This is a genomic window from Pseudarthrobacter sp. L19 (assembly GCF_050859435.1).
In the GTDB taxonomy this organism is placed as follows: Bacteria; Actinomycetota; Actinomycetes; order Actinomycetales; family Micrococcaceae; genus Arthrobacter.
In genome coordinates this window covers 1,249,889-1,275,182 of the sequence record NZ_CP193935.1, presented here as the reverse complement: position 1 = coordinate 1,275,182, position 25,294 = coordinate 1,249,889, and the positions used below count along the sequence as shown (strand labels likewise).

Annotated in this window: 15 protein-coding genes, 2 tRNA genes and 5 pseudogenes; 11 read left to right on the top strand and 11 right to left on the bottom strand. The window is 67.2% G+C overall.

The features are described from left to right. Positions 1-411: 411 nt before the first annotated feature. From gyrB to ACRQ5B_RS05965, 7 genes and pseudogenes are all read left to right on the top strand, one after another. Positions 412-2,499, top strand: a complete 2,088-nt coding sequence (gyrB, locus tag ACRQ5B_RS05995) for a DNA topoisomerase (ATP-hydrolyzing) subunit B (protein ID WP_432397899.1) — start codon at positions 412-414, stop codon at positions 2,497-2,499. A gap of 58 nt (positions 2,500-2,557) precedes the next feature. Beyond that, positions 2,558-5,248 (top strand): annotated as a pseudogene (gene gyrA / locus ACRQ5B_RS05990) (DNA gyrase subunit A); the annotation flags it as partial. Between the two features lie 15 nt (positions 5,249-5,263). Beyond that, positions 5,264-5,905 carry a DUF3566 domain-containing protein gene (locus ACRQ5B_RS05985; protein ID WP_432398706.1) on the top strand — a complete coding sequence of 214 codons (642 nt, stop codon included), beginning with the start codon at positions 5,264-5,266 and terminating at the stop codon, positions 5,903-5,905. Between the two features lie 98 nt (positions 5,906-6,003). Then, positions 6,004-6,077 (top strand) — tRNA-Ile (locus tag ACRQ5B_RS05980). Positions 6,078-6,128: 51 nt separating this feature from the next. Beyond that, a complete protein-coding gene (locus tag ACRQ5B_RS05975; RefSeq protein ID WP_412893221.1) occupies positions 6,129-6,251 on the top strand; it encodes a DLW-39 family protein in 123 nt (40 codons plus the stop codon). Between the two features lie 23 nt (positions 6,252-6,274). Further along, a tRNA-Ala gene (locus ACRQ5B_RS05970) sits at positions 6,275-6,350 on the top strand. Between the two features lie 112 nt (positions 6,351-6,462). After that, positions 6,463-7,377, top strand: coding sequence for a DMT family transporter (locus tag ACRQ5B_RS05965; RefSeq protein ID WP_432397896.1), 915 nt, complete (start codon positions 6,463-6,465; stop codon positions 7,375-7,377). A 21-nt stretch (positions 7,378-7,398) separates the two neighbouring features. On the opposite strand, the gene ACRQ5B_RS05960 is transcribed toward ACRQ5B_RS05965, so the two are convergent. Both ACRQ5B_RS05960 and ACRQ5B_RS05955 read right to left on the bottom strand, forming a co-directional pair. After that, positions 7,399-8,274 (bottom strand): glycosyltransferase, encoded by an 876-nt coding sequence (locus ACRQ5B_RS05960; RefSeq protein ID WP_412884439.1) that lies wholly within the window; start codon positions 8,272-8,274, stop codon positions 7,399-7,401. Between the two features lie 127 nt (positions 8,275-8,401). Next, a pseudogene (locus ACRQ5B_RS05955) lies at positions 8,402-9,398 on the bottom strand (hypothetical protein). 154 nt (positions 9,399-9,552) lie between these two features. On the opposite strand from ACRQ5B_RS05955, the gene ACRQ5B_RS05950 reads away from it, so the two are divergent. Both ACRQ5B_RS05950 and ACRQ5B_RS05945 read left to right on the top strand, forming a co-directional pair. Next, positions 9,553-10,098 carry a peptidylprolyl isomerase gene (locus ACRQ5B_RS05950; protein ID WP_432397893.1) on the top strand — a complete coding sequence of 182 codons (546 nt, stop codon included), beginning with the start codon at positions 9,553-9,555 and terminating at the stop codon, positions 10,096-10,098. 8 nt (positions 10,099-10,106) lie between these two features. Then, complete coding sequence (locus tag ACRQ5B_RS05945; protein WP_432397890.1) at positions 10,107-11,003, top strand: rhomboid family intramembrane serine protease; 897 nt, start codon at positions 10,107-10,109, stop codon at positions 11,001-11,003. 1,327 nt (positions 11,004-12,330) lie between these two features. On the opposite strand, the gene ACRQ5B_RS05940 is transcribed toward ACRQ5B_RS05945, so the two are convergent. After that, the gene (locus ACRQ5B_RS05940; protein WP_432397887.1) at positions 12,331-12,963 is read right to left on the bottom strand and encodes a DNA-3-methyladenine glycosylase I; all 633 of its coding nucleotides are present in this window, start codon (positions 12,961-12,963) and stop codon (positions 12,331-12,333) included. A gap of 140 nt (positions 12,964-13,103) precedes the next feature. Beyond that, complete coding sequence (locus ACRQ5B_RS05935; RefSeq protein WP_412884443.1) at positions 13,104-13,355, bottom strand: cell division protein CrgA; 252 nt, start codon at positions 13,353-13,355, stop codon at positions 13,104-13,106. Between the two features lie 168 nt (positions 13,356-13,523). Here ACRQ5B_RS05935 and ACRQ5B_RS05930 point away from each other — a divergent pair, with 168 nt between their 5' ends. Together ACRQ5B_RS05930 and ACRQ5B_RS05925 are read left to right on the top strand one after the other, a co-directional pair. Beyond that, positions 13,524-14,336 carry a class E sortase gene (locus tag ACRQ5B_RS05930; RefSeq protein WP_432397884.1) on the top strand — a complete coding sequence of 271 codons (813 nt, stop codon included), beginning with the start codon at positions 13,524-13,526 and terminating at the stop codon, positions 14,334-14,336. 170 nt (positions 14,337-14,506) lie between these two features. Then, a complete protein-coding gene (locus ACRQ5B_RS05925; RefSeq protein WP_432397882.1) occupies positions 14,507-15,148 on the top strand; it encodes an aminodeoxychorismate/anthranilate synthase component II in 642 nt (213 codons plus the stop codon). Between the two features lie 71 nt (positions 15,149-15,219). Here the strand turns inward: ACRQ5B_RS05925 and pknB are convergent, their stop codons facing one another. The 7 genes and pseudogenes from pknB to ACRQ5B_RS05890 all read right to left on the bottom strand — a co-directional run bounded on the left by pknB (position 15,220) and on the right by ACRQ5B_RS05890 (position 24,879). After that, a complete protein-coding gene (pknB, locus tag ACRQ5B_RS05920) occupies positions 15,220-17,187 on the bottom strand; it encodes a Stk1 family PASTA domain-containing Ser/Thr kinase (protein WP_432397880.1) in 1,968 nt (655 codons plus the stop codon). A 6-nt stretch (positions 17,188-17,193) separates the two neighbouring features. Further along, positions 17,194-18,999: a protein kinase domain-containing protein gene (locus ACRQ5B_RS05915; protein ID WP_432397877.1), complete on the bottom strand. Its 1,806-nt coding sequence runs from the start codon at positions 18,997-18,999 to the stop codon at positions 17,194-17,196. After that, positions 18,996-20,452: pseudogene (locus ACRQ5B_RS05910) on the bottom strand (peptidoglycan D,D-transpeptidase FtsI family protein). The gene ACRQ5B_RS05915 and the pseudogene ACRQ5B_RS05910 overlap by 4 nt, the downstream one beginning before the upstream one ends. Further along, positions 20,449-21,911, bottom strand: a pseudogene (locus ACRQ5B_RS05905) (FtsW/RodA/SpoVE family cell cycle protein). Before ACRQ5B_RS05905 ends, ACRQ5B_RS05910 begins: the two co-directional pseudogenes overlap by 4 nt. Before the next feature lie 7 nt (positions 21,912-21,918). After that, a pseudogene (locus ACRQ5B_RS05900) lies at positions 21,919-23,600 on the bottom strand (protein phosphatase 2C domain-containing protein); the annotation flags it as partial. Between the two features lie 59 nt (positions 23,601-23,659). Next, positions 23,660-24,142 carry an FHA domain-containing protein FhaB/FipA gene (locus ACRQ5B_RS05895; protein ID WP_290257087.1) on the bottom strand — a complete coding sequence of 161 codons (483 nt, stop codon included), beginning with the start codon at positions 24,140-24,142 and terminating at the stop codon, positions 23,660-23,662. Continuing rightward, positions 24,139-24,879: an FhaA domain-containing protein gene (locus ACRQ5B_RS05890; protein ID WP_412884451.1), complete on the bottom strand. Its 741-nt coding sequence runs from the start codon at positions 24,877-24,879 to the stop codon at positions 24,139-24,141. The genes ACRQ5B_RS05895 and ACRQ5B_RS05890 overlap by 4 nt, the downstream gene beginning before the upstream one ends. Positions 24,880-25,294 lie beyond the last annotated feature (415 nt).

Sequence of the window (25,294 nt, the reverse complement as noted above, 5' to 3'; positions counted from 1 at the left end):
GCGTTTCCCCGGCACCGCCGCCCGAGGGTATGAAGCAGTTGTTCCAAAACCATTGAAAAATCCACAAACGGCGTGTAGGGCGCTCAGACGCCCCGGTTCGGTATAGGAACCCATCCGGAACACCCCGGGAGCATTCCAGGCGGGGCCAGTGGCCTCTCAACGGCAATTACACCCGCGTTTACCCCGCCAGAATGCGGGGTTCGGCCCTATAACACGGTAGAATCAAGGAAGATAACTGGGCGCCGATGCAACGTCGACTGAGTCCGTTTCCGACGCGGTGTCTTCTGCGTGGAACCGGTCCCGGCCAGCCATGCCGCCGGCGCCGTCAGTGACGTGCCCGTTGGCAGTGGCTGTTTCCTTGGAGACGGCCGCGGCCGGCCTTCAACGAACATAGAGGAGTCGAAAGCGCCTGTGGCTAACGACAATGCAGAAATCCCGGCAGCGGACACCGCGGACGGAACCGGCCAGGCGGCCGCGGCCGCCGAAACGGTCACTCCCCGCGAATACGGGGCCAGCGACATCACCGTTCTTGAGGGCCTGGAGGCAGTCCGGAAACGTCCGGGCATGTACATCGGCTCCACCGGACCCCGTGGCCTGCACCACCTGGTGTACGAAGTGGTGGACAACTCGGTCGATGAGGCGCTGGCCGGGTACTGCACCCACATCGAGATCGGGCTTCAGGCCGACGGCGGTGTCAAGGTGGTCGACAACGGCCGCGGCATCCCCGTGGACATGCACCCCACCGAACACAAGCCCACGGTGGAGGTCGTCATGACCATCCTGCACGCCGGCGGCAAGTTCGGCGGCGGCGGGTACGCGGTCTCGGGTGGCCTGCACGGCGTCGGCATCTCCGTGGTCAACGCGCTCTCCCGCCGCGTCGACACCGAGGTCCGCCGGCAGGGCCACGTCTGGCGGATGTCCTTCGCCGACGGCGGCAAGCCCCAGGGCGAGCTGATCAAGGGCGAAGAGACCTCCGAGACCGGCACCACGCAGACGTTCTACCCGGACGGCAGCATCTTCGAGACCACGGAATTCGACTTCGAAACCCTCCGGGCCCGGTTCCAGCAGATGGCGTTCCTGAACAAGGGCCTGCGCATCACGCTGACCGACGAGCGCCGCACCGCATCGGAGACCTCCGGCGATGAGGACCTGAACCTCGACGCCGTCGAGACCGAGGGCGAGGTTCCGGCAGAATTCCACACCGTGGTCTACCAGTACGACGACGGCCTGCTGGACTACGTCAAGCACCTCAACTCCGGCAAGAAGGTCGACGTCGTCCACGAGGACGTCATCGCCTTCGAAACCGAGGACACCGAGCGGCACATCGCCCTGGAAATGGCAATGCAGTGGACCAACGCCTACTCCGAAAGCGTCCACACCTACGCCAACACCATCAACACCCACGAGGGCGGCACCCACGAAGAGGGTTTCCGCGCCGCGATGACCTCCCTGATCAACCGCTACGCGCGCGAAAAGGGCATCATCAAGGAAAAGGACGACAACCTCACCGGCGACGACATCCGGGAGGGCCTGACCGCCGTCATCTCGGTCAAGCTGTCCGAGCCGCAGTTCGAAGGCCAGACCAAGACCAAACTGGGCAACTCCGAGGTCAAGGGCTTCGTCCAGCGAGTCGTCACCGACGGACTGGGCGACTGGCTGGAGCGCAACCCCGGGCCGGCCCGCGACGTCATCCGCAAGGCCATCTCCGCGGCCCAGGCCCGCATGGCCGCCCGCAAGGCCCGCGACAACGCCCGCCGCAAGAGCCCGCTGGAATCCTTCGGCATGCCCGGCAAGCTCTCCGACTGCTCCTCCAAGGATCCGCAGAAGTGCGAGGTCTACATCGTGGAGGGTGACTCGGCAGGCGGCTCCGCCAAGCGCGGCCGCAACCCCGAGACGCAGGCCATCCTGCCGCTGCGCGGCAAGATCCTGAACGTGGAGCGGGCCCGCCTGGACAAGGCCCTCGGCAACGCCGAAGTCCAGTCCATGATCACCGCCTTCGGCACCGGCATCGGCGAGGACTTCGACCTGGCCAAGCTGCGGTACCACAAGATCGTGCTGATGGCCGATGCCGACGTCGACGGCCAACACATCACCACGCTGCTGATGACCCTGCTCTTCCGCTACATGCGCCCGCTGATCGAAAACGGCTACGTCTACCTCGCCCAGCCGCCGCTGTACCGGATCAAGTGGTCCAACGCCCCGCACGACTACGTCTACAGCGACCGGGAACGCGACGCCAAGCTGGTGTCCGGCCAGGCCGCCGGCCGCCGCATCCCCAAGGACAACGGCATCCAGCGCTACAAGGGCCTCGGCGAGATGGACTACACCGAACTCTGGGACACCACCATGGACCCCGAGCACCGGACACTGCTGCAGGTCACCATGGACGATGCCCTCGCGGCCGACCAGATCTTCTCGGTGCTCATGGGCGAGGACGTGGAATCCCGCCGAAACTTCATCCAGCAGAACGCCAAGGACGTTCGGTTCCTCGATATCTAACGGCATCGCCACTTCATATCCCGGAACCGATATATACCTGAAACGGAAAATATAGACTATGAGTGACGAAACACCGGAAGTCCCCGCCGAATCCGGCGCGGAGCCCGTGCTCGAAGGCAACGTCCTTGATACCGATGTGCTCACCGATCGCGTGGAGCAGGTGGACCTGCAGACCGAAATGCAGCGCTCCTACCTCGACTACGCCATGGCCGTCATCGTCGGCCGCGCGCTGCCGGATGTCCGCGACGGCCTGAAGCCGGTCCACCGGCGCGTGCTCTACGCGATGTTCGACGGCGGCTACCGCCCGGACCGCTCCTTCAACAAATGCGCCCGCGTGGTCGGCGAGGTCATGGGCCAGTACCACCCGCACGGTGACACCGCGATCTATGACGCCCTGGTCCGCCTGATCCAGGACTGGACCATGCGCTACCCGCTGGCGCTGGGACAGGGCAACTTCGGCTCTCCCGGCAACGACGGCGCCGCCGCCCCGCGGTACACCGAAACCAAGATGGCCCCGCTCGCCATGGAAATGGTCCGGGACATTGACGAGGAAACCGTCGACTTCCAGGACAACTACGACGGCAAGAACCAGGAACCCACCATCCTGCCGGCCCGCTTCCCGAACCTTCTGGTCAACGGGTCCTCGGGCATCGCCGTCGGCATGGCCACCAACATCCCACCGCACAACCTCCGCGAGGTCGCCGACGGCGTGCAGTGGTACCTGGCTAACCCGACCGCCAGCCGCGAGGAGCTGCTCGAGGAACTGATCCAGCGGATCAAGGGCCCGGACTTCCCGACCGGCGCCACCATCCTGGGCCACAAGGGCATAGAGGACGCCTACCGGACCGGCCGCGGCTCCATCACCATGCGCGCCGTCGTCAACGTCGAGGAACTGCAGGGCCGCACCTGCCTGGTGGTCACCGAGCTGCCGTACCAGGCCAACCCGGACAACCTGGCGATCAAGATCGCCGAGCTGGTCAAGGACGGCAAGATCTCCGGCATCGCCGACCTCCGCGACGAGACCTCGGGCCGCACCGGACAGCGCCTCGTGATCGTTCTCAAGCGCGACGCCGTCGCCAAGGTGGTGCTGAACAACCTCTACAAGCACACCCAGCTGCAGGACAACTTCGCGGCGAACATGCTGGCAATCGTCGACGGCGTGCCCCGCACGCTCAGCCTCGACGCCTTCATCCGCCACTGGGTCACGCACCAGATGGACGTCATCGCCCGGCGCACCCGGTACCGCCTGCGCAAGGCGGAGGAGGAAGCGCACATCCTGCGCGCCCTGCTCAAGGCCCTGGATGCCCTGGACGAGGTCATCGCCCTGATCCGCGCCTCCACCACCACCGAGGCCGCACGCGACGGCCTGATGGAATTGCTGGAGATCGATGAACTGCAGGCCCGGGCCATCCTGGACATGCAGCTGCGCCGGCTCGCAGCCCTGGAACGCCAGAAGATCCAGGACCGGCACGCCGAACTCGAGGCCCTGATCTCCGAATACAACAAGATCCTTGCCTCAGAGGCCCGCCAGCGCGAAATCATCAGCACCGAACTGGCCGAAATCGTGGCCAAGCACGGCGACGACCGCAAGACCAAGGTCCTGATGGGCTTCGACGGCGACATGTCGATCGAGGACCTCATTCCCGAAGAGGAAATGGTCGTCACCATCACCCGCGGCGGCTACGTCAAGCGCACCCGCAGCGACAACTACCGCTCCCAGCAGCGCGGCGGCAAGGGCATCAAGGGCGCCCAGCTGCGCGGCGACGACGTCGTCGAGCACTTCTTCGTCACCACCACCCACCACTGGCTGCTGTTCTTCACCAACCTGGGCCGCGTGTACCGGGCCAAGGCGTACGAACTGGTGGAGGCCGCCCGCGACGCCAAGGGCCAGCACGTGGCCAACCTGCTGGCGTTCCAGCCGGACGAGCACATCGCCCAGGTCCTGGACCTGCGCGACTACCAGCACGCCCCGTACCTGGTGCTCGCCACCAAGCGCGGCCTGGTGAAGAAGACCCGGCTCGAGGACTACGACACGAACCGGTCCGCCGGCGTCATCGCCATCAACCTGCGGGACGGCGACGAGCTCGTCTCGGCCCAGCTGGTCTCCGAAACCGATGACCTGATGCTGGTTTCCCGCAAGGGCCAGTCCATCCGGTTCACCGCCACCGACGAGGCGCTGCGCCCGATGGGCCGGGCAACCTCCGGCGTGACGGGCATGAAGTTCCGGGAGGACGATGAGCTGCTCGCGGCCGACGTCGTCCAGGACGGCTCCTTCGTCTTCATCGTCACCGAGGGCGGCTTCGCCAAGCGCACGGCTGTGGAGGAATACCGCCTCCAGGGCCGCGGCGGCCTCGGCATCAAGGTGGGCAAGTACCAGGAGGAGCGCGGACACCTGGTCGGCGCCCTGATCGTCCAGGAAGAGGATGAGGTCCTGGTGGTGATGGAAGGCGGCAAGGTGGTCCGCTCGTCCGTGGCCGGCGTGCCTGCCAAGGGCCGCGACACCATGGGCGTCATCTTCGCCAAGCCGGACAAGAACGACCGCATCATCGCCGTTGCCCGCAACAGCGAACGCGGCCTCGACTCCGAGGAAACAGCAGCCGATGGCGACGCCGGAGATGAGGCTACGCTGCCGGATGACGTAACGTTGGCTGGAGAAAACGGAGTCCGCGAGGGGTCCGGAGATACAACATCAGCACCGGCCCCGGAGTCAGATGAGTCATCAGGGGATGCCGAGCTGGACGAAGACAACCCCGGAGGTAACTCCGTGAGCAATTCCGACTCCTATCCCAAGTCGAGCAGTGGCCCCGGCAACGCACGGCAGCCGTCGGCGGCTCCCCGGGTGAACGCGCCGTCGCGTCCGCAGCAGCGCCCCGGCGTCGCGGGCTCCGGCCAGCGTCCCGCGGCCCCCGGCCAGCGGCCTTCCGTCCCGGGGCAGCGCCCCTCGGTACCCGGCCAGCGTCCGGCCGGCCAGGCCAGCCGCCCGGAATCGGCCGGTGCGCGTCCCGGACAGCCCGGACTGGTCAAGCCGGCCCCCAAGGCCAAGGTGCGCCGCGCCCGCCTGCTGGTGAGCAAGGTTGACCCGTGGTCCGTGCTGAAGATGTCCTTCCTGCTCTCGGTGGCCCTCGGCATCGTTACGGTGGTCGCCGCGATCGTGCTGTGGACCGTCCTGGACCTCACCGGCATCTTCGACCAGGTCGACGGCCTCCTCGGCACCCTCGCAGGGTCCGAGAGCGGCGGCTTCGAACTGAAGAAGGTGGCCTCGCTGGGCCAGGTGGCCTCCTTCGCGGTCATCATCGCCGTGATCAACGTGGTCCTGCTGACCGCCCTGTCGATGCTCTCCGCGGTGCTGTACAACATCGCTGCCACCCTGGTGGGCGGCATCGGTGTGACCCTCACGGACGACTAGAAATACCCGTTTTGCCCGTGATTTAGCGGGTAAATGCCTCGATTTGAGATCGGGCCGGGATGTGCTGTAAAGTCATATCTCGGCCCGATGAGGCATCGGGGCGTATAGCTCAGGCGGTTAGAGCGCTTCGCTGATAACGAAGAGGTCCCAGGTTCAAGTCCTGGTACGCCCACGGAACCTGTACTGGTTCTTGTAAAGGAACGCGAAAGCGGACCGGAACGGGGTGCATGTGAAGAAGTTGCTGGTATTGGCAGCTACGCTCGCAGGCGTCCTGGTCTACAGGAAAGTGCAGGAAGCCGAAGCCCGGAAAGCAATCTGGAGCGAATCGACCGACACGGTCGACTAGCCGGATTGGTGGGTTGCTCCGATGGGGGCATGGCGCAATTGGTAGCGCACCTGCTTTGCAAGCAGGGGGTTCGGGGTTCGAGTCCCCGTGCCTCCACCATCGAGAAGTCCCGGTCAGCGGAAACGCTGGCCGGGACTTTTGCTTTAAGCTTCATCTTCCCCGCATACCGCCAAGGCACGGGCCACCGCTGTACGCCCATTAGGGTTGAGGCGTGACCTTCTTCCTCGCCGCCCTGGGCGTCCTTGGTGTGGCCTCCTCCGGCCCCTTGATTGCCGCGACGCTGGGCGCCACCACCGTCAGCGCCCTTGCCGTCGCGTTCTGGCGGAACGCCATCGGCGCCGTAGTCATGGCCGGGCCCGTCCTGGTCCGTCAGCCACGGCAGTTTGGCCGCGTCACCGCCGCCGAGTTCCGCTGGTCCCTGGCGGCCGCCGTCGCCCTCGCCCTGCACTTCGCCTGCTTCATCACCTCCCTGCAGCTGACGTCCGTGGCCGCCGCCACCGCGCTGGTCTGCCTGCAGTCAGGCTGGATCGCCGTCTTCCAGATGTTCCGCGGCGTCCGGCACGGCTGGCAGGTCCTGGCCGGGCTGGGGCTGGCATTCGCGGGCGTGGTGGCCATTACCGGCTTCGACATGGGGACCTCCCCGCACGCGCTCACCGGGGACCTCCTGGCCGTCGCCGGCGGGATGCTGGCCGGCGTCTACACCCTCGCCGGCGGCAAGGCGCGGCAGACCATGAGCACCGGCGTCTACACCAGCCTCTGCTACGGAATGTGCGCCGCCGTCGTCGCCGTCCTGGCGCTGACCAGCGGACAGCCCCTGGGCGGCTTCGAGGCCGCTGGCTGGCTGGGAATCCTCGCCATTACCGTCTGCGCGCAACTCGTGGGCCACACGGCCTTCAACCACCTGCTGGCCACCATGAGCCCCCTGCTGGTGTCCATGATCATCCTGCTTGAGATCCCGGGAGCCGCCCTGCTGGCCGCCGCGTTCCTGGGTGAGAAGCTGCCCGCCGGCACGTACGTGGGGCTGGCCATGATCCTGGTGGGACTCGCCGTCGTGGTCCTCGGCCAGCGCCGTTCACGCGCTGTGCGGCGGAGTGCGGCCAGACTGGCGGAGCTGGGTACGGACTAACCCGTACGGAATTAACTGCGGCTACTGGCCGCCGCGGCGCACGGGCTGGGCCGTGTTCACTGTGTGCAGGGCGCGCAGCAGCTTGGCCGGGAAGTACACCGAGAAGAAGACCACCATGGGGGCCTTGAGGGCCATCTTCTTGACGTTGTGGGCCTTGTAGGTCCGGTCGAAGCGGGTGACGTAGTAGCGGTAGTCGCGGGGCGAGTCTTCGAGCCGCCGGGCGGACATCCCGGAGATCATCTGCGGCCAGTACTGGATCCGGAGCTCGTGGTCGGCAAGGTGCAGGGACAGGTCGATGTCCTCGTGCATCTCGTCCCGCTCATCCCGGCAGGTCTCGCCCTTGATGGTCTCCCAGGCCGAGCGGCGCAGGGCCATGTTGGAGCCGAACAGGAAGTGGTACTGGTGCTTGGCGAGCTTGAGCATCAGCTGCCGCATTTTGTCGTCGGCCTTGAGCCCGAAGCGGCGCATCGGCATGTCGTAGTACACCACCGGACCGGTGGCGGCGGCGACTGAGGGATCGGCGAAGGCCTTCTGCACCTGTTCCACCCAGTCCGGTTCCAGGACCGAATCGGCGTCGATCCGTCCGAGCACGTCGCCCGTGGCGTGGTTCAGACCGAAGTTCCGCGTGGGAATCAGGCCCTGATCACTGTCCTGGCTCATCAGCAGGATCCGGCTCTCCGGGTATTCCAGCTGCATCTGCCGGACGATGTCGGCGGTCCGGTCCTTGGACATGTTGTCCACCACGATGATCTCGTGCGCCGGAACGGACTGGTAGACGGCAGCGATGAGGCACTGCCGGATCACGCTTTCCTCGTTGTACGCCGGGATGACGATGGAGACGGCAGGCGGCAGCGCTGCATCGTCGGGGGAACCCAGCTGGGACTCTTCGCGTGACATCCCCCCAAATTTAGCATCCGGGCGGGTTGGGACCCCGGCGGATCGGCATAACAAAGGGAGGGCCCCGCCCGCGGCGGTGACCCTCCCTGTGTGGCTGCAGCCGCCCAATGGATGGCAACAGCGGTGCTTACTTGGTTTTGCCCTCGTCGTTCAGGCTGGCCGCAATGTTGTTCATCGCGGTCTTGGCGTCCTTGGCGACCTTCTTGTCGGCATCGGACTTCTCGGGCTCCTTAGCCGCCTCGTCAGCCTTGCTGGCGACGGCGTCGGTGGCTTCCTTGGCGGCGTCGCCGACCTTGGACGATGCGTCACCAAGCTTGTCGGCGGCGGCGGAGGTGGCGGAACCGACGGCGTCGGCGGCCTTGGAGGCAGCGTGCTTCGCCTCTTCCTTGACCTCGGTGACCGTGGTGGCCGGAACCGGTGCCGGGGTGGCGGGCTTCACCGGGCTCGGGGTCTTCCACGGGTCTTCGACCGGCTTGGACGCCTTCCAGGCGGCGACGCCAGCTGCTACGGCGGCGGTGATGATGCCGAAGATCAGGAAACCGCGGTGCTTGGGCTTCTGCTGCTTGGCGACCTCGCCGGTCACGGCGCGGGTGGCGTCGGAGGCGGCAGCCTTGATCTGCTTGCCGGCAGCCTGTGCCTGTTCCTGCACGTTCTGTACGACGCCGGAGTCGGCGAGGCGCTGGGCGACGGCGTCGACGTGGGCCGGGGCGCCTTCAAGGGTGCGGTGAACGGCGTCGGATGCGGCACCGATCTGGTCCGAGAGCTTCGGCAGGTACTCAACGACGACGCGGTCACGCGCGTTGGCGATCACCGGGGTGGCCTTGTCCAGCGCGTCGTGCAGCCGCGGGGTGGCGGCGTCGACGGCGTCGTGGATCTTCGGCGCAAGCTGGGCCAGACCGTCCTGGATGCGGGGGTGACGGTGGCGACGCCGTCGGCCAGGTTGTGGGCCGCGGACTTCAGGCCCTCCTGGATCTTCGGGGAAGCGGTATCCAGGCCCTGCTGCAAGCGCGGAACGGCCCAGTCAACGGCTGCCTCCACCCGGGGGTGGCCCAATCCTTGGCGTTTTCCACGGCGCTGGACACCGAGTGCTCCAGCTCACGGGCAATACGGTCCGTTTTCTTCACAACTACCTCCCGATTAATGTGACGGTTCTGCAGTTAGCCTACGTGGCCGGAACTCCACCGGCTATTCTCAGCCCTTATTTCGCGGCGATTTCACCCAGCGCGGAACTCAGCCCGCGCCCCTGTACGCCGGACAGCGCCGTGGAAGAATAGGCCCATGACTGCCATCGCAACTGCAAAAGCAACCATTCACACCAGCATGGGCGACATTGTCGTCAACCTCTTCGGCAACCACGCGCCGAAGACCGTGGACAACTTCGTCGGCCTCGCCACCGGTGAGAAGGCCTGGACCCACCCGGAAACGGGCGAGGACAAGACCGGCACGCCGCTGTACAACGGCACGATCTTCCACCGCATCATCAAGGACTTCATGATCCAGGCCGGCGACCCGCTGGGCCGCGGCATCGGCGGACCGGGCTACAAGTTCGACGACGAGATCCACCCGGAACTGAACTTCAACAAGCCCTACAAGCTCGCCATGGCCAACGCCGGCATCCAGATGGGCCGCGGCACCAACGGCTCCCAGTTCTTCATCACCACCATCCCCACCGGCTGGCTGCAGGGCAAGCACAGCATCTTCGGTGAGGTGGCCGACGAGGAGTCGAAGAAGGTCGTTGACGCCATCGAGGGTGTCCGCACCGGCATGGGCGACCGTCCGGTTGAAGACGTCGTCATCAACAGCATCGACGTCGAAAAGCTCTAACTTCCGCCATGAGCTACGGAATCCCGTCGGCCGAGCCGTCCGCAGACGTCCCGGTATGCCCCCGCCACCCCGACCGGCCCGCCTATGTGCGGTGCCAGCGGTGCGGGCGTCCGGCATGCCCCGATTGCCAGCGGGCGGCCGCCGTCGGATTCCAATGCGTTGACTGTGTCAACGAAGCCCAGCGCTCCGCGCCGCAGGTCCGCTCCGCCTTTGGCGGGGTTGCCGCGGCCGGCCGGCCGGTGGCCACCTTGGGCATCATCGCCGCCTGCGCCATCCTCTATGTCCTGCAGTGGATCGTGCCGAACGACTGGGTCTATCAGAACCTGGCTTTCGCCACCGTCTACGCCACCCCCGAATTCGGGGCGTTCGAACCCTGGCGGATGCTGACCTCCGCGTTCCTACACTCCCAGGGCTTCATCCTCCACATCCTGCTGAACATGTACATGTTGTGGATCTTTGGCCAGGCGCTGGAGCCCCTGCTGGGGCGGATCCGCTTCCTGGCCCTCTACCTGATCTCCGCCGTCGGCGGTTCGGTCGGTTACTACCTCCTCACCCCGGCGTACGTTCCCGGCCAGCAACTGGCCGGCGTGGTCGGCGCATCCGGGGCCATCTTCGGCCTCTTCGGCGCCATGCTGGTGGTGCAGCGCCGCCGCGGCGGTGACACCCGGCAACTCTGGGTCCTGATCGCGATCAACGCCGTCATCGGTTTCGTAGTGCCGCAAATTGCCTGGCAGGCCCATCTCGGCGGCCTGGTCACCGGTGCCCTCTGCGCGGCCGCCATTGCCTATGTGCCCCGCGGCCGGCGCCAGGGCGTACTCCAGTTCCTGGGCCTCCTGGTGGTGGTGGGGCTCCTGGTCGCCGCCACCGCCGTTCGCGCCGCCACGACTGCAGCCCTGCCGGTGTAGCTGAGGGCGGGCTGCGGGTTCTTCTCCAGTTGCGGCGCCAACTCCAGCCAGACTCGCGCCCCTCTTTTCGCGCCAGTTTCGGGCCGGCGCACCGCATCCTCTTTCTTGCGCCGATTTCGGACCGGTGCACCCCGGACCCGGCATGCGCTGGTCCGAAATCGTAGCGGTCTCCGCGATACCTCTCTGCTGACGACGGGTTCGACAGCCTTTATTGCCAGAGTTTGGCCTGTGCGGCCGCACGCTCCCGGTCTCGGACTCCGCTGCTGATTCCGGCGCTGTGGATCAATTTCTGCCTCTCCACTCTCTCGGTGCTGTCTCTGAGCCTAGGGAACCCTCCCCTTTCCGCGGCGGATCCGGATGGGGGCGCCATGGATCCGGGTGCGGTGGTCCGGAAGCGTAGCGGATCCGCCGTCCGTTACTCCTGGCCAACAGGAGGGATGGGCTCTTCAGTAGCCGGGCGACCGCTTTTCCACAGGGCTTATCCACATTGTTGGTAACTTACAGGCGTGTAGTTCAGGTGCGGTGTTGCCCTTGAGCCGCTCATGCTGGCGGATTTAAGCCGCTTGGTAACAGTTACACACCGGCTCCTCCACAGCTGTGGATAACTTTTGGGGAATCCTGTGTGGGTAAGTGGACAACTCGTGGGCGTTGAGGGCCGATCCAAGCCGAAATCCACCGAATGCACCCTGACTTGGGGTTATAGATCAGATTTATGGCGTTTATGCACAGCCTTTTTCACAGTGTTAATAACTCGACAGCCTAGTTACTCTCTGGTCGGCCCCGCCTCTCCGGCCCTGTTGACGCCGGAAAAGAGGGCAGTGCACCCGTTATCCCCAGTTGTGGATAACTTGTGGGTACTCGGAGTGGATAAACTGCACGCGGCTGTGGGGCCTGGCTGATTGGAGGCTATCGAGGCCAGCTAGGCGGGTCCTAGGAGAAGCTTTGGGGTTCAAGCGGACGTCCGAATCCGAACTCCTTCGACACATGCACGGCCGTCCCGTCCCGCTGACAAACCTCGCGCCTTATCCACAGCCGTTTCCACAGTGTTAATAACTCACAGTCCTGTAAGTCTGCCGACGTAATTCACAATCGGATCCCCACAAGCCCGCGAGTCGGCCCGAATCTGTGCGACGACCACGGTTATCCACGCATTGGATCCACAGCCTGTGGATAACTTTGTGCCTCTTGTGCACAGCTGGGGATGAAGATTCGGAGTGATTTATGTGCTGCGCGGCTGCCTGTCCGGACGGGCGAAGCGTTTGGAGGAGCGGTGTTGGAGCGGCGCAGACCCCATGGAAGTTTGGGGCCCAGTGGACCCAGAGACCCTCTACCGGGGCCACACTCCGGAACTGCCCCGGCGGTGGCTGTCCATGAGGTGGGTATCGACCATGCCGATCGCCTCCATCAGCGCGAACATCGTCGTCGGGCCCACAAAGGCGAAGCCGCGCTTGCGGAGGGCCTTCGAGAGGGCCACAGACTCGGGTGAGGTGGTGGGGATGTGGTGCAGCGCCGTCGGTTCAGGCGTCGACTCCGGTTGGAAGCCCCACACGAAGTTCACCAGTCCGCCGTCGTTCCGCAGTTCCACGGTGGCGCGGGCATTGGTAATCGCGGCTTGGATCTTGAGCCGGTTGCGGACGATCCCGGCATCCTGCATCAGGCGTTCGACGTCGCTGTCCGTGAACTCCGCAACGGTGTCCGGGTGGAAGTCGGCAAAGGCGGCCCGGAAGGCCGGGCGCTTGCGCAGGATGGTTGCCCAGGACAGGCCGGCCTGGAACGCTTCGAGGCTTATCCTCTCGTAGAGGCCCTGTTCATCGCGGACCGGGAGACCCCACTCGGTGTCGTAATAGTCCCGGAGCATGGGATCGGAGGAGGCCCACACGGGACGGGCCAGGCCGTCGTCGCCGATGACTGTTCCGCCGCTTGCGGAGGCGCCGGTGCTGGCGAGGGGTTCGGTACTCATGGGATTCTCCTGTCCGGGATGACTCCGAGCCTAGCGGGCGCCGCCGACGTTATAACCGGGGACGGACGGCGCGGGAGGACGCCGAGCCTTAAACCAACAGACCGGCACACAAGGTGCCGGTCCGGAAGGTCGAAATGAGGCTAGGAGCGCCAGCGGGTGGTCATCAGGAACCCGACGATGGCGATGCCGAAGCCGGCGATGATGTTGCCTGCGCCCCAGTCCTTGACCGGCAGGGTGCCTTCGCTGATGTAAAACGTGATGATCCACAGCAGGCCGATGATCATCAGGCCGAACATCACCGGCTTGAACCACACCGGGTTCGGTTTGTAGGCCTCCGCGGCGGGAGTCTGCTCGGGTGCGGCAGACCTCTTTCGGGGCTTCGACTCGGGCACGGGTCCTCCTTGGCGGGCGGCTGACGATGAGCGAACGGCGGCTTGATATCCTGCAAAAAAGAAAAGCCGGCGGACTGCACAATCGTGGACGGGTTTAAATCCCCACAATTCTAGCTGTTATTCAGGACACAACCGCGCAGACGCCGCGGATGCCTAGGGAGGAATCAGGTGCTGCTGCAGAAAGCGGTGTCCGGACACCCTTCAGACGTGCCGGGCGCGTCGGCAAAGCCCGGGACACTACGTGACTCAGGCAGCCGCTCCCCGGGACGGTGGGCGCTGCTGATCGGCGGAGAGCTGCTGGTCACCGCCGGCGTGGTGCTTCTGCTGTTTGTCGCGTGGGAGCTCTGGTGGACCAACGTCGACGCCGATTCCCGCCAGCAGGCCGCCGTCACCGAGTTCGCCCGGTCCCTCGACGGGCCCGCCGCCCCACCCGCCTCCGCTGCCCCGCCAGCCCCGGGCCCGCCGCTGGTCGCCGACGAACCGGCGCCCGGTAGCACGATCGGCGTCGTCTATATCCCGCGTTTCGGCGGCACGTACACCCGGCCCCTGGTGCAGGGAACGACGACGGCGGTGCTGGATTCCCTGGGCCTCGGCCACTACGAGGGGACGGCGATGCCCGGCGGCGTGGGCAACGTCGCCCTCGCCGGCCACCGGCAGACCCACGGTGCCGTGCTGGACGCCATTGACAGCCTGGTCCCCGGCGACCGGATCTACATCCAAACCCGCGACGGCTACTACACCTACGTGTTCCGCAACAGCCAGATCGTCCTGCCCACGGCCGTGGACGTGCTGCTTCCGGTGCCAACCCGGCCCGGAGTGGCACCGCAGAACCGCTACCTCACCCTCACCAGCTGCAACCCCCGGTTCGGCTCGCAGGAGCGCTTCGTCGCCTATTCGACCATGGAGGGCTGGCAGCCGGCCTCCGCCGGACCACCCGCGGAGATCGCCGCCCAGGTGGGCCGGACCAGAGAGGGCGGCTGAGACATGTACGCCTGGATTTTCCGCCACCTCCCCGGCCCCCTCTGGCTGCGCATTGTCACGGCGTTGGTGCTGCTGGCCGGGGTACTGGTATTGATGGTTCAGTTCCTTTTCCCGTGGATGGCGCAATTCGGCCCGTTCACAGATTCAACGATTGGCACGGCACGGCACCCATGAGCGCAACCAAGATCCTGGTCGTGGATAACTACGACAGCTTCGTCTACACCCTGGTGGGCTACCTCCAGGAGCTCGGCGCGGAAACCACAGTGGTCCGCAACGACGACGTCACGCTCGCCGAGGCCATTGAGATGGCCGAAGCGCGCGACGGCGTGCTCATTTCCCCAGGTCCCGGCGCCCCCGCGGAAGCCGGCGTCTGCATCGACCTGATCAAGTGGTGCGGGGAGCACAGCAAGCCTATGCTCGGCGTCTGCCTGGGGCACCAGGCCCTGGCCGAGGCCTACGGCGGGACCGTCACCCACGCCCCCGAGCTGATGCACGGCAAGACCTCACTGGTGGAACACCACGGCGGCAGCGTCTTCGCCGGGCTCCCCTCTCCGTTTACCGCCACCCGCTATCACTCCCTGGCCGCAGTCCGCGAGAGCATCCCGGCCGAGCTGGAGATCACCGCGGAAACCGGCACCGGCGTCGTCATGGGCCTGCAGCACCGCTCCGCGCCGCTCTGCGGTGTCCAGTTCCACCCCGAATCGGTGCTGACCGAAGGCGGCTACCTGATGCTGGGTAACTGGCTGGAGTCCCTCGGCATGGCCGGCGCCGCCCAGCGCGCCGCTGTGCTGAGCCCGCTGATCAAGCACTGACCCGATCCGGCGCCACACCTGCCAAGGACCACCCCGGACACGGACTAGCCCGATCCGGTACTAACCGACGGTCAGAGGCCGCCGAGGAGCCCGCCGGAACTGTTGTTGCCGGAGTCCTTGCCCGTCTTGGTGGGAGTCGGGGTGGGCGTGGGCGTGGGCGTCGGTGCAGGCGCGGGTGCCTTCGCCACGGTCACCGTGATGGTCTTGCCCTGCTCCACGGTGGAGTCCGCGGCGTCGCTCTGGCCCGTGACCTTGCCCGGGTCGACCTGGGAGTTCTCCACCTCGGTGACATTGGCGTTCAGACCTGCGTTTTTGAGTGCGGCCTCCGCCTCGGCCCGCGGCAGGCCGACGAGCTGGGGTACCGCCACCTTGCCGGTGGAGACGATGATCTCGACCGTGCTTCCCACCGCCACGCTCTGGCCGGGCGCGGGGTTGGTGGTGATGACGATCCCGGCAGGAACGGTGGCGCTGTTATTCAGCGTGGTCTTCGGCGCGCCTGTCAGTCCGGTCCGCCGCAGCACGTCGCGGGCGTCCGCCTCGGTCCGGCCGGGCAGATCCGCGGGAATCTTGATGACGCTGGGCCCCTCGGAGATATTCAGCGTGATGTCCGAGTTCCGCTCCAGGCTGCTGCCCGCCGACGGCACGGTTCCCACCGCGGTGCCCTTGGGAATGGTCTCGTGCTGGACGCGGCTGATCTGCGGCTTGAAGCCAACGTTGTAGAGCTTCTGCAGCGCCTCGGATTCGCTGAGGGACGCCACGGATGGCACATCGACCTTCGCCACCGGCGCCGGCTGCTGGTTGACCATGTTGTACAGCCACAGTCCGCCGCCGGCCAGGACCAGCAGGGTGAAGATGATCAGCGTCGCGATCCACATGCGCCGCCTGGACTTCTGCTGGCTGCTGGGCTCGCGTTCGGCCGGCAGGTCCAACGGCAGGCCGCCGCTGTCCGGAACTTCGAGGGCGCCGACCGCGGCCCCGCCGTCGTCGTGCCCGTCCAGGGACAGCCGCCCGGTGGGGGCATCGTCAAGGAACTTCGCGCCCGTCAGGGCGAACGCCGCCGTGGGCACGTCGGCCGGCGACTCGACGGTGTTCGTCGGGTCGGTGGGTGCCTCGCTGCTGGGCAGGGCCGCGACGCCGACGCCGTTGCGCGCCGCGCGCAGCGCCTGACGGAACGCGGACGCGTCCTGGAAGCGGTCCGCCCGGTTCTTCTGCAGCGCCTTCGCCAGCACGCTGTCCAGTGCCGGCGAGACCTCAGGGTTGAGGCTGCTGGCCGGCTCCGCGATCTCCCGGACGTGCTGGTACGCCACGGACACCGGGCTGTCGCCGACGAACGGCGGCCGCCCGGTCAGCATCTCGTACAGCAGGCAGCCCGCCGAATACAGGTCGCTCCGGGCGTCCACCGTCTCGCCGCGGGCCTGCTCGGGCGACAGGTACTGGGCCGTCCCCACCACGGCCTGCGTCTGGGTCATGGTGGCCGAGGAATCCGCCATGGCCCGGGCGATGCCGAAGTCCATCACCTTGACGCTGTTGGTGTCCGGGCAGTACATGACGTTGGCCGGTTTGATGTCACGATGCACGATGCCGGCCTGGTGGCTGTACTCCAGCGCGGCCAGCACGCCGAGGGCGAAGTCGACGGCCTGGTCGATGGTGACGTCCTTGGCCCGGATCAGGTCACGGATGGTCCTGCCGTCCACGTACTCCATCACGATGTACGGGACCCTGACCTGATCGTCGTGGCCGCCGGGGACGGGATGGTCCCCGGTGTCGAACACGGCCACAATCGAGGGATGGTTCAGGGCCGCGACGGCCTGCGCCTCGCGTTTGAACCGGGCCTGGAACTGCGGATCGCGGGCCAGGTCCGGCCGCAGCAGCTTGATTGCGACGGTCCGGCCCAGCCGGGTGTCGAGTCCGCGGTACACGTCCGCCATGCCGCCGCGGCCGATCAGCTCACCCAGCTCATAGCGCCCGCTGAGGACGCGCCGGGTGTTCGCCGTGCCGCTGTCCTCCCGGTGCGAAGGAGTTCGGGGTGAGGTAGTCACAACGGCCTACTTGGTGGGGGTGGGGCTCGGGGACGGGGTCGGCGCGGCCGGTGCGGCGGCAAGGTGGTAGGTCACGACCGATCCGGCCTGGACCTGGGTTCCGGACGCCGGCTCGGAGCTGACGAAAGTGCCCTCCTGCTGGTTCTTGGTACCCGGCAGCGGGTCGCCCTTCTGCCAGCGCAGACCGGCGGCCTCGATGGCCTGCTGCACCGAGGTTTCGCTGGCGCCCTGCTTGAACTGGGGCACCGCGACCATCTGGGGACCGGATGAGTACGTCACCGTGATCACGTCACCGCGCTGCACCGGCCCGGAAGGGTTGATGTCCGTGACCGTCCCGGGGGTGGACGGGTCCGCCACCTGGTTGCCCTTGACCTGCAGCCCCATCCCGATCAACTGGGAGCGGACATCGTTGTACTGCCGACCCAAATATGACTCCGGAACCAGGTTGATCGCCGGCGGCGTGGACACGGTCGGCGTCGCCGAGCTGACGGTCGGCGTCGGCGTCGGCGTGGGAGTCGAGGACGTCGGGGCCGCCGTCGTCGACGCCGGCTTCGACGTCGTGGCGGTCGAGGACGGGAACAGGCTGCCGGCCTGCGACACCACGATGCCGACCAGGGCGAAGAGCACCAGCAGGATCAGGGCGATCAGCGGCCAGGTCCACGGGCTGCGGCCGCGGCGCTTGGGTTCTTCCTCCGGCTCGTAGCCGTCGTAGTCCTCCTCGTCCTCCTCCGGCAGCCAGTTGCGTTCGGCGGCCAGGGCGTCGGCCCGGTTCAGGGCATTGCGCGCTCCGTAGCCGCTGGCGGCCGCGGCACCCGCGGCCAGCCCCGCGGCGGCACCGGCACCGGCGGCCCCGACGACGGGAAGGGCCGAGGTGCGGTTGTCCCCACCGATCACGCCGGTGGCGGCGGTCTGGACGCTCGTGGGAGCGGTGACGGGACCGTTGGTGTCCTCGAAGAGCAGCATGCCGGGTACCGCTGCATGCGCGGCGGCGATGTCACCGTTGCGGATCGCGTCCGCGGCTTCGGCCAGCTTGATGGCGTCGGCCGGGCGGTTCTTCGGATCCTTGGCCAGCATGGACATCAGCAGCGCCCGGACGGGGCGCGGCAGGGTGTCCGGCAGCGGCGGCGGGGCGTCGTTGACCTGGGCGAGGGCGATGGCGATCTGCGATTCGCCCGAGAACGGCCGGTGGCCGGTCAGGCACTCGTAGCCGATGACGCCGAGGGAGTAGATGTCCGAGGCGCCGGTGGCCGTCTGCCCGGTGGCCTGCTCCGGGGCGAGGTACTGGGCGGTGCCCATCACCTGGCCCGTCTGGGTCAGGGGAACCTGGTCCGCCAGGCGGGCGATGCCGAAGTCCGTGACCTTGACCCTGCCGTCCGGGGTGATCAGCAGGTTTCCGGGCTTGATGTCGCGGTGCACCAGGCCCTGGGCGTGGGCCACCGACAGGGCCCGGGCGGTCTGCGAAATCATCGACAGCGTCCGCTCCGGGGAGAGCACCTGCTCGTGTTCGATGATGCTGCTCAGCGGCTGGCCCGGCACCAGTTCCATCACCAGGTAGGCCGAGCCCTCCTCCTCGCCGTAGTCGAAGACGTTGGCGATGCCGACGTGGTTGAGCAGGGCGGTGTGCCGTGCCTCGGCGCGGAAGCGCTGCAGGAAGCCGGGGTCGCCGGTGTATTCCTCCTTGAGGACCTTGATCGCGACGATCCGGCCCAGGATCAGGTCCTTGGCCTTCCAGACCTCGCCCATACCGCCGATCGCAATCCGGGTGGTCAGCTGGAATCTGCCGCCGAGGGTGATACCCGATGAAGGCCTCACTTGTTCAACACCGCCTCAAAAATCTTCTTCGCATTAGGACTGGTTAGCTGTGCTCCGGTGGTGATGTCCACGCCTTGCATGACGATGGTGACAGCCACTTGCGGGTCATTGGCCGGGGCGAACCCGGTAAACCACGAGTTGTTCTTGCCGTCGCCGAGTTCCGCGGTGCCGGTCTTGCCGGCCACCTGGACGCCCGGAACGGCCGCGCCCTTGGCGATGCCGTCGCTGACCACGCTGGCCATCCACTCGGTGATCTGCCGGGAGATCTCCGGCGTCGTGGAGGTCCGCAGGGACTCCGGCTTCGGCTCGTTGATGATCCGAAGATCGGGGGCCCGCAGGGTCTTGATCAGGTTTGGTTTCATTTCGACGCCGCCGTTGGCGATCGCCGAGGTCATCAGGTTGATCTGCAGCGGGGTGGCCCGCACGTCGCGCTGGCCGATCGCGGACTGGGCCAGACCGGCGTCGTCCAGCGGTTCGGTCGGGAAGAAGCTCTTGGCCGAGTCCAGCTTCAGCTGGTCGCCGAAGTCCTGGCCGAAGCCGAACTTGGCCGCCTGGTCCGCGATGGCCTTCTGACCCAGGTCGAGTGCGATCTTGGCGAAGGGGTGTTGCACGACTGCTGCAGGGCGAACGCGAAGGACGCCGTGTCCCGGGTGTAGCAGTTGCCGCCGGCGTAGTTCGGCAGCTTGTACTGGATGCCGGGGAACGGCAACTCCGCCGGGTTGGGCAGCTCGCTGTCCTTGTTGTACTTCCCGGAGCCCAGGGCGGCGGCGGTGTCGATGATTTTGAACACCGAACCCGGTGCCAGCAGCGCGCCGGTGGGGCCGCTGACCGACTGGTTCAGGTTGATGCCCGGTACCTTGTTCAGCGCGGTGATGTTCGCGGCCTCGGCGTCGCTGTCCTGCGTGGCCACGAGGTTTGGGTCGTAGGACGGCTTGGACACCATCGCCAGGATGGCACCGGTCTTCGGATTGGTCACCACGATCGAGCCGCGCTGGCCGTCAGGGATCAGGTCGTAGGCGAGCTTCTGGATCTTCGGATCCAGGGTCAGCTCCACCGAGGCGCCCTTGGGCTGGTTGCCCAGGAAGAGCTGGCCGACGCGGTCCAGGAACAGCTGGTCCGAGCTTCCGGCGAGCTGCTCGTTCATGGCCAGTTCCATGCCGGTCAGGCCATAGTTCCGGGAGAAGTAGCCGGTGACGCCGGCGTAGAGCTCGGGCTGCGTGTAGGTGCGCTGGAACTGGCAGCTTTCACTGCCCGGCACGGACTGGGCGATCGGGGTGCCGCCGACGATGATGGCGCCCCGGTCGTTGCAGTAGTTCTGGATCAGGGTGCGGGTGTTCCAGGCGTTGGCCTTCAGTTCGTCGGCGCCAACCACCTGCACGTAGCTCAGGGCCCCGAAGATCAGCGCGAACATGGCGATCGCGGCGATCCAGGAGTTTCGGATGGCCTGGTTCACAGGGAGGTCACCGCCTCGGTCGGAGCGTCTGGACTGGAAGGTTTGCCGGGCCGGGCCGCGGGGGCGGCCGCGGGCTTCGGCGGAACGGCCGGGGCGTCGGCGTGGGTCTCGGGAGCCTGGCCCGGCGGCAGCGGCGTGGTGTCGACCGGGCCACGGGCGGTGTGCGAGATCATCAGCAGCAGCCCCACGATGATCCAGTTCGCCAGCAGCGACGAACCGCCGGCGGCCAGGAACGGCGTGGTGAGGCCCGTGAGCGGGATCAACCGGGTGACGCCGCCGATGACGACGAAGCACTGGAGCGCGACGGCGAAGGACAGGCCCGTGGCCAGCAGCTTCCCGAACGCGTCCCGGGTGCCCAGGGCGGCGCGGAAGCCGCGGGTGAAGAGCAGCAGGTACATCAGCACGATGGCGAACAGCCCGATGAGGCCCAGTTCCTCCCCGAAGGAGGCGACGATCATGTCGCTGTTGGCGAAGGGGACCAGGTTGGGCCGGCCCTGGCCCAGTCCGGTGCCGACGAGGCCGCCGTTGGCCATGCCGAAGAGGCCCTCGACGATCTGGCGGCTGCCGCCGAACTCGCGGCCGTAGACCTCGTCCGTGAAGGCGTTCCACCAGCCGTCGATCCGGAGCGCCACGTGGGAGAAGACCTTGGCGGCGGCGAATCCACCGGCCACCATCAGGACAACGCCGATGATGACCCAGCTGATCCGGCTGGTGGCGACGTAGATCATCACGAGGAACAGTCCGAAGAACAGGATGGAAGTGCCGAGGTCGCGCTGGAAGATCAGCACGCCGATGCTGACCAGCCAGGCCGTGATCATCGGGCCCATGTCCTTGATCCGGGGAACTGCACGGGGCCGACCTTGCGGCCGGCGAGCAGGATGAGGTCCCGGTTCGAGGAAAGATACCCGGCGAAGAATATGGCGAGGGTGATCTTGGCGACTTCGCCCGGCTGGAAGGTCATCGAGCCCAGCTTGATCCAGACACTGGCGCCGAGCACCTCACCGGCGGAGATGCCGGGGACCAGCGGCAGGACCAGCAGCACCGCACTCGCTGCGAGCGAGATGTAGGTGAACCGGCGCAGCAGGCGGTGGTCCTTGAGGAAGAACACGACGGCGATGGCGACGGCCATGGCCACCAGCGTCCACCGGAGCTGGTTGTTGCCGGTGTCCTCGCCCACGCGGTCGAGGCGGTGGATCATGGCCAGGCCGAGGCCGTTCAGGGCGATGACCAGCGGAAGTATTACCGGATCGGCATACTTGGCGCGGAACCTCAACACCATGTGGAAAGCCAGCGCGGCAGCGGTCAGCAGCCCGGACTGGAACCAGAAGTCGGTGTCGAAGGCCTTCTGCCGGTCCACGCCCACGAGGGCGTTGGCGCCGATGCCGACCAAGAGCGCCAGGATCAGCAGGACCAGTTCGACGTTGCGGCGGGGCCTGGGAGTGGGATCGATGGGGGTCATTTTGATCCCTCGCAGCTCGGTGTGGGAGTGGGCCGGGGGAGCCGGACGGCGCCGGGGCGGCCGCGGAGCCGGACGGCGAAGCGGTCGCCTGGCCGCTGGGGCTGGCCGTCCCGGACGGGGTGGCCGTGCCGGAAGGGCTGGGGCCGGGGGAGGGCGTCAGGCACTCATCGGCGGGGGAGGTCAGGCCGGTGCGTTCCAGGTTCTTGACGATCCGCTGAGCGTCGTACAGGTCCCGTGCCGGGACGGTCTGGCGGACGCGCTGCTGGGAGAACTCGGGCAGGTCGGACATCTTGATGTCGGTGACCGTCTCCAGGGTGGACAGCGGAATCGGTCCCAGTTGCTGGGAGACGCCGTTGAAGATCGCCACGTGCTGGTCGTGTTCGCCGATGTAGTACCGGGTCTGGGTCCAGGCGTAGCCCAGCCACAGGCCAAGCCCCAGCACGATGGCGATGGCGGCGGCGATCGAGATGGTCAGCCAGCGGCGGCGCTTGACCGGCGGCTTGATCTCGTCGGCTTCCTCGCGGGCCGGATCGGCCTTGTGGGTGAGGACCGTCGCGGCGCGGCGGGCCACGGTGCGGCCGGCGATCGACGGAATGGATCCGCTCTCGGCGGCGGAAGCGGCGGCGCCGACGAGTTCGTGCGGGCGGCTGGACAGTTCCTCGCGCAGCACCTCGGCGGAGAGATGCTCGCCGAGGTTGGGATCGGTGGCCGGGGACGGCTCGTCCGCGGACTTTCCGGCGTCGCCGTCCTTGGTCCCGTCGCCGGTGGTGTCCTTGGAGCCGGGCATGCTTGCCGCGTAGGTGCTGCCGGCCGCATCGGCTTCCGCGGCGGCGGCCGCACCGGCGGCTGCGCCGGCAGCAGTCTTACCGGAGGGCTTGCCAGCGTCGGTCGTCTCGGCGGGGGCTGAACGGTGGCGGACACGGCGCGGGGCAGCACCACCTCAACGGCGGCGGTGTTGACGTCGTCGCCGGTCTGCTCGGCGATGTCGAGCACCACCACGGTCACGTTGTCCGGGGAACCCGCCTCAAGGGTGAGGTCCACCAGCGTTTCGGCGCATTCGCGCAGGCTCTTCGTCTCGCGGATGGTCCGCTCCACGACGTGGCCGGCCACGTAGTTCAGGCCGTCCGAGCAGAGCAGCCAGCGCTCCCCGGGCTGGACGTCCAGGATGTCCAGGTCGAGTTCGGGGCTGGCGTCCACGTCGCCCAGGACGCGCATCAGGACGTTCTTGTGCGGGTGCGTTTCGGCTTCCTCGGGGCGGAGGCGGCCCTCGTCGATGAGCCGCTGCACGAAGGTGTGGTCCACGCTGACCTGCTTGAACACCCCGTTCCGCAGCCGGTAGGCGCGGGAGTCGCCGATGTGGGCGAAGTGCAGCTTGCCGCCGGCCAGCAGGAGGGCGGTCACGGTGGTGCCCATGCCTGCAAGCTTCGGGTTCATGTGGACCAGCTCGGAGAGCAGGGAGTTCGCCGTCTGGATCTCGTCGGCCAGGACGGTGTCCGCCTCGCCGGCCGCGGTGTCGTAGTCGTCGCGGTCCAGGTGGATCATGTCCAGCACGGTCGCCGCGGAGGCAACGTCGCCGCCGGCGTGGCCGCCCATGCCGTCCGCGACGACGGCGAGGTGCCGGCCGACGTAGGCGGAGTCGTCGTTCTTGGAGCGGACGCGGCCGACGTCGGAGCGCGCGGCATAGCGCATGATGAGCGGCCGCTCCTGGGCAGATGCCTGGTTCGCGGGGGTTTGGGTAGCAGCCACGGCTACGGCCTCAATTCAATGACCGTCTTGCCGATTCGCACGGGGACACCCAGCTCCACCGGGAGGGCCCGGGTCAGCTGCTGCTCTGCGAGATAAGTGCCGTTGGTGGAACCGAGGTCCTCGATGAACCAGCGGCTGCCCTGCGGGAACAGGCGGGCGTGCCGGCCGGAGGCATAGTCGTCCTCGAGGACCAGGGTGGCTTCCTGTGCGCGGCCCAGCAGGATGGGGCTGGCCGCCAGCGGCAGGGTGGTGCCCTTGAGGGGACCTTCCGTCACCACGAGCTGACGGGCCTGCTGCTTCACGGGCGCCGGTGCGGGTTCGGCCAGGGACGGGTTGCGGCGCACCTGCCGGGCCGTGGGGGCACCGGCGGCGGCCTTCCGGCCGATCATCAGGTCGCGGCGCATGGCCGAGACAATGCTGAAGATGAGGACCCAGAGCAGGATGAGGAAGCCAAACCGCAGGGCCGTGATGGTCAGTTCGCTCACGGGCGGCCGCCCTGGCTGGGGGGCAGAAGGCGGAAGATGATCTTGGTCCGTCCCATGGTGATGGTGGCGCCGTCGGAGAGTTCCGCGGAGCCGACTACTTTGTGTCCGTCGACGTAGCTGCCGTTGGTGGAACCCAGGTCGATGGCCTGGGCCGTACCGTGGCCGGACCGGATTTCCAGGTGCCGGCGCGAGACGCCCGTGTCATCGATCAGGATGTCCGCCTCGGAGGAGCGGCCCAGGACGACCGAGGGCGCATTCAGCGAGTACCGCTGGCCGTTGATGTCGAGCACCGGCTGAAGGTTCGCCGCGGGCTGCCGTGGCGGCGTGACCGGCATCGGTGCGGGCGCGGCGGCCGGGGACCCACCGGACTTCTCGGTCCGGGAGGTGATGTCGAAGTCGCCGGCCTTGCGGTCGCCGTCGTGGCGGAAGCTGATCCGCACGGGACCCTGCAGGGTGTAGCCCTGGCTGCGGACGTGGTTGATGACGACGTCGCACAGCTCTTCGGCCAGCGGGGTTCCCCATTCCTGGGCCCGTTCGAAATCGTCGCCGCTGAGCAGCACATCGAAGACGTTGGGGGCCAGGGTGCGGCCGGCGGCGATGGTGATGGCCTTATCGTCCACCTCGCGGCGGAGGTGGCTGGCGATCTCGACCGGCTCTACCCGCGCCCGGGAACCGGTGGAGAAGACGCCGCGGACGGCCTTTTCAATGCCGCGCTCGACCTTGTCCAGCAAGCCCATGGTCCTTCTCCTTTCCTGACGGCTGCGGGGCAGCGTTTTGTTCCGGAACTCGGTTTCCAACTAACGCGGGAGTCCGCCGGGATCGGGCACTCCTACACCAGATACTACTGTCCATGGCTGGGAATGGCCTTAACGCGGCCCGTCGTCGGGGCTGTTATTGCTTGGGTCCCCACCGGCGCTGACGTGGGCGGATGCCCGGGAGGCTGGCGGCGTGGCGGCGGCCGGACGGGACAGACAGCCGCCCGGCGGCGGGCCAGGAAAGCGGCTGCCCGGCGGCCGAATGTGGCCCCGATGAACGCCTCCAGGAGGGGCTCAAAGGGCCGATTAGTGTTTTCCCGCAGGTGTCCGTTATGCTTGATCTCGCTGCTTTCACGAGGCGGAGGTTCCGGAAACGGATCACTGTCGAGCGGAAGAA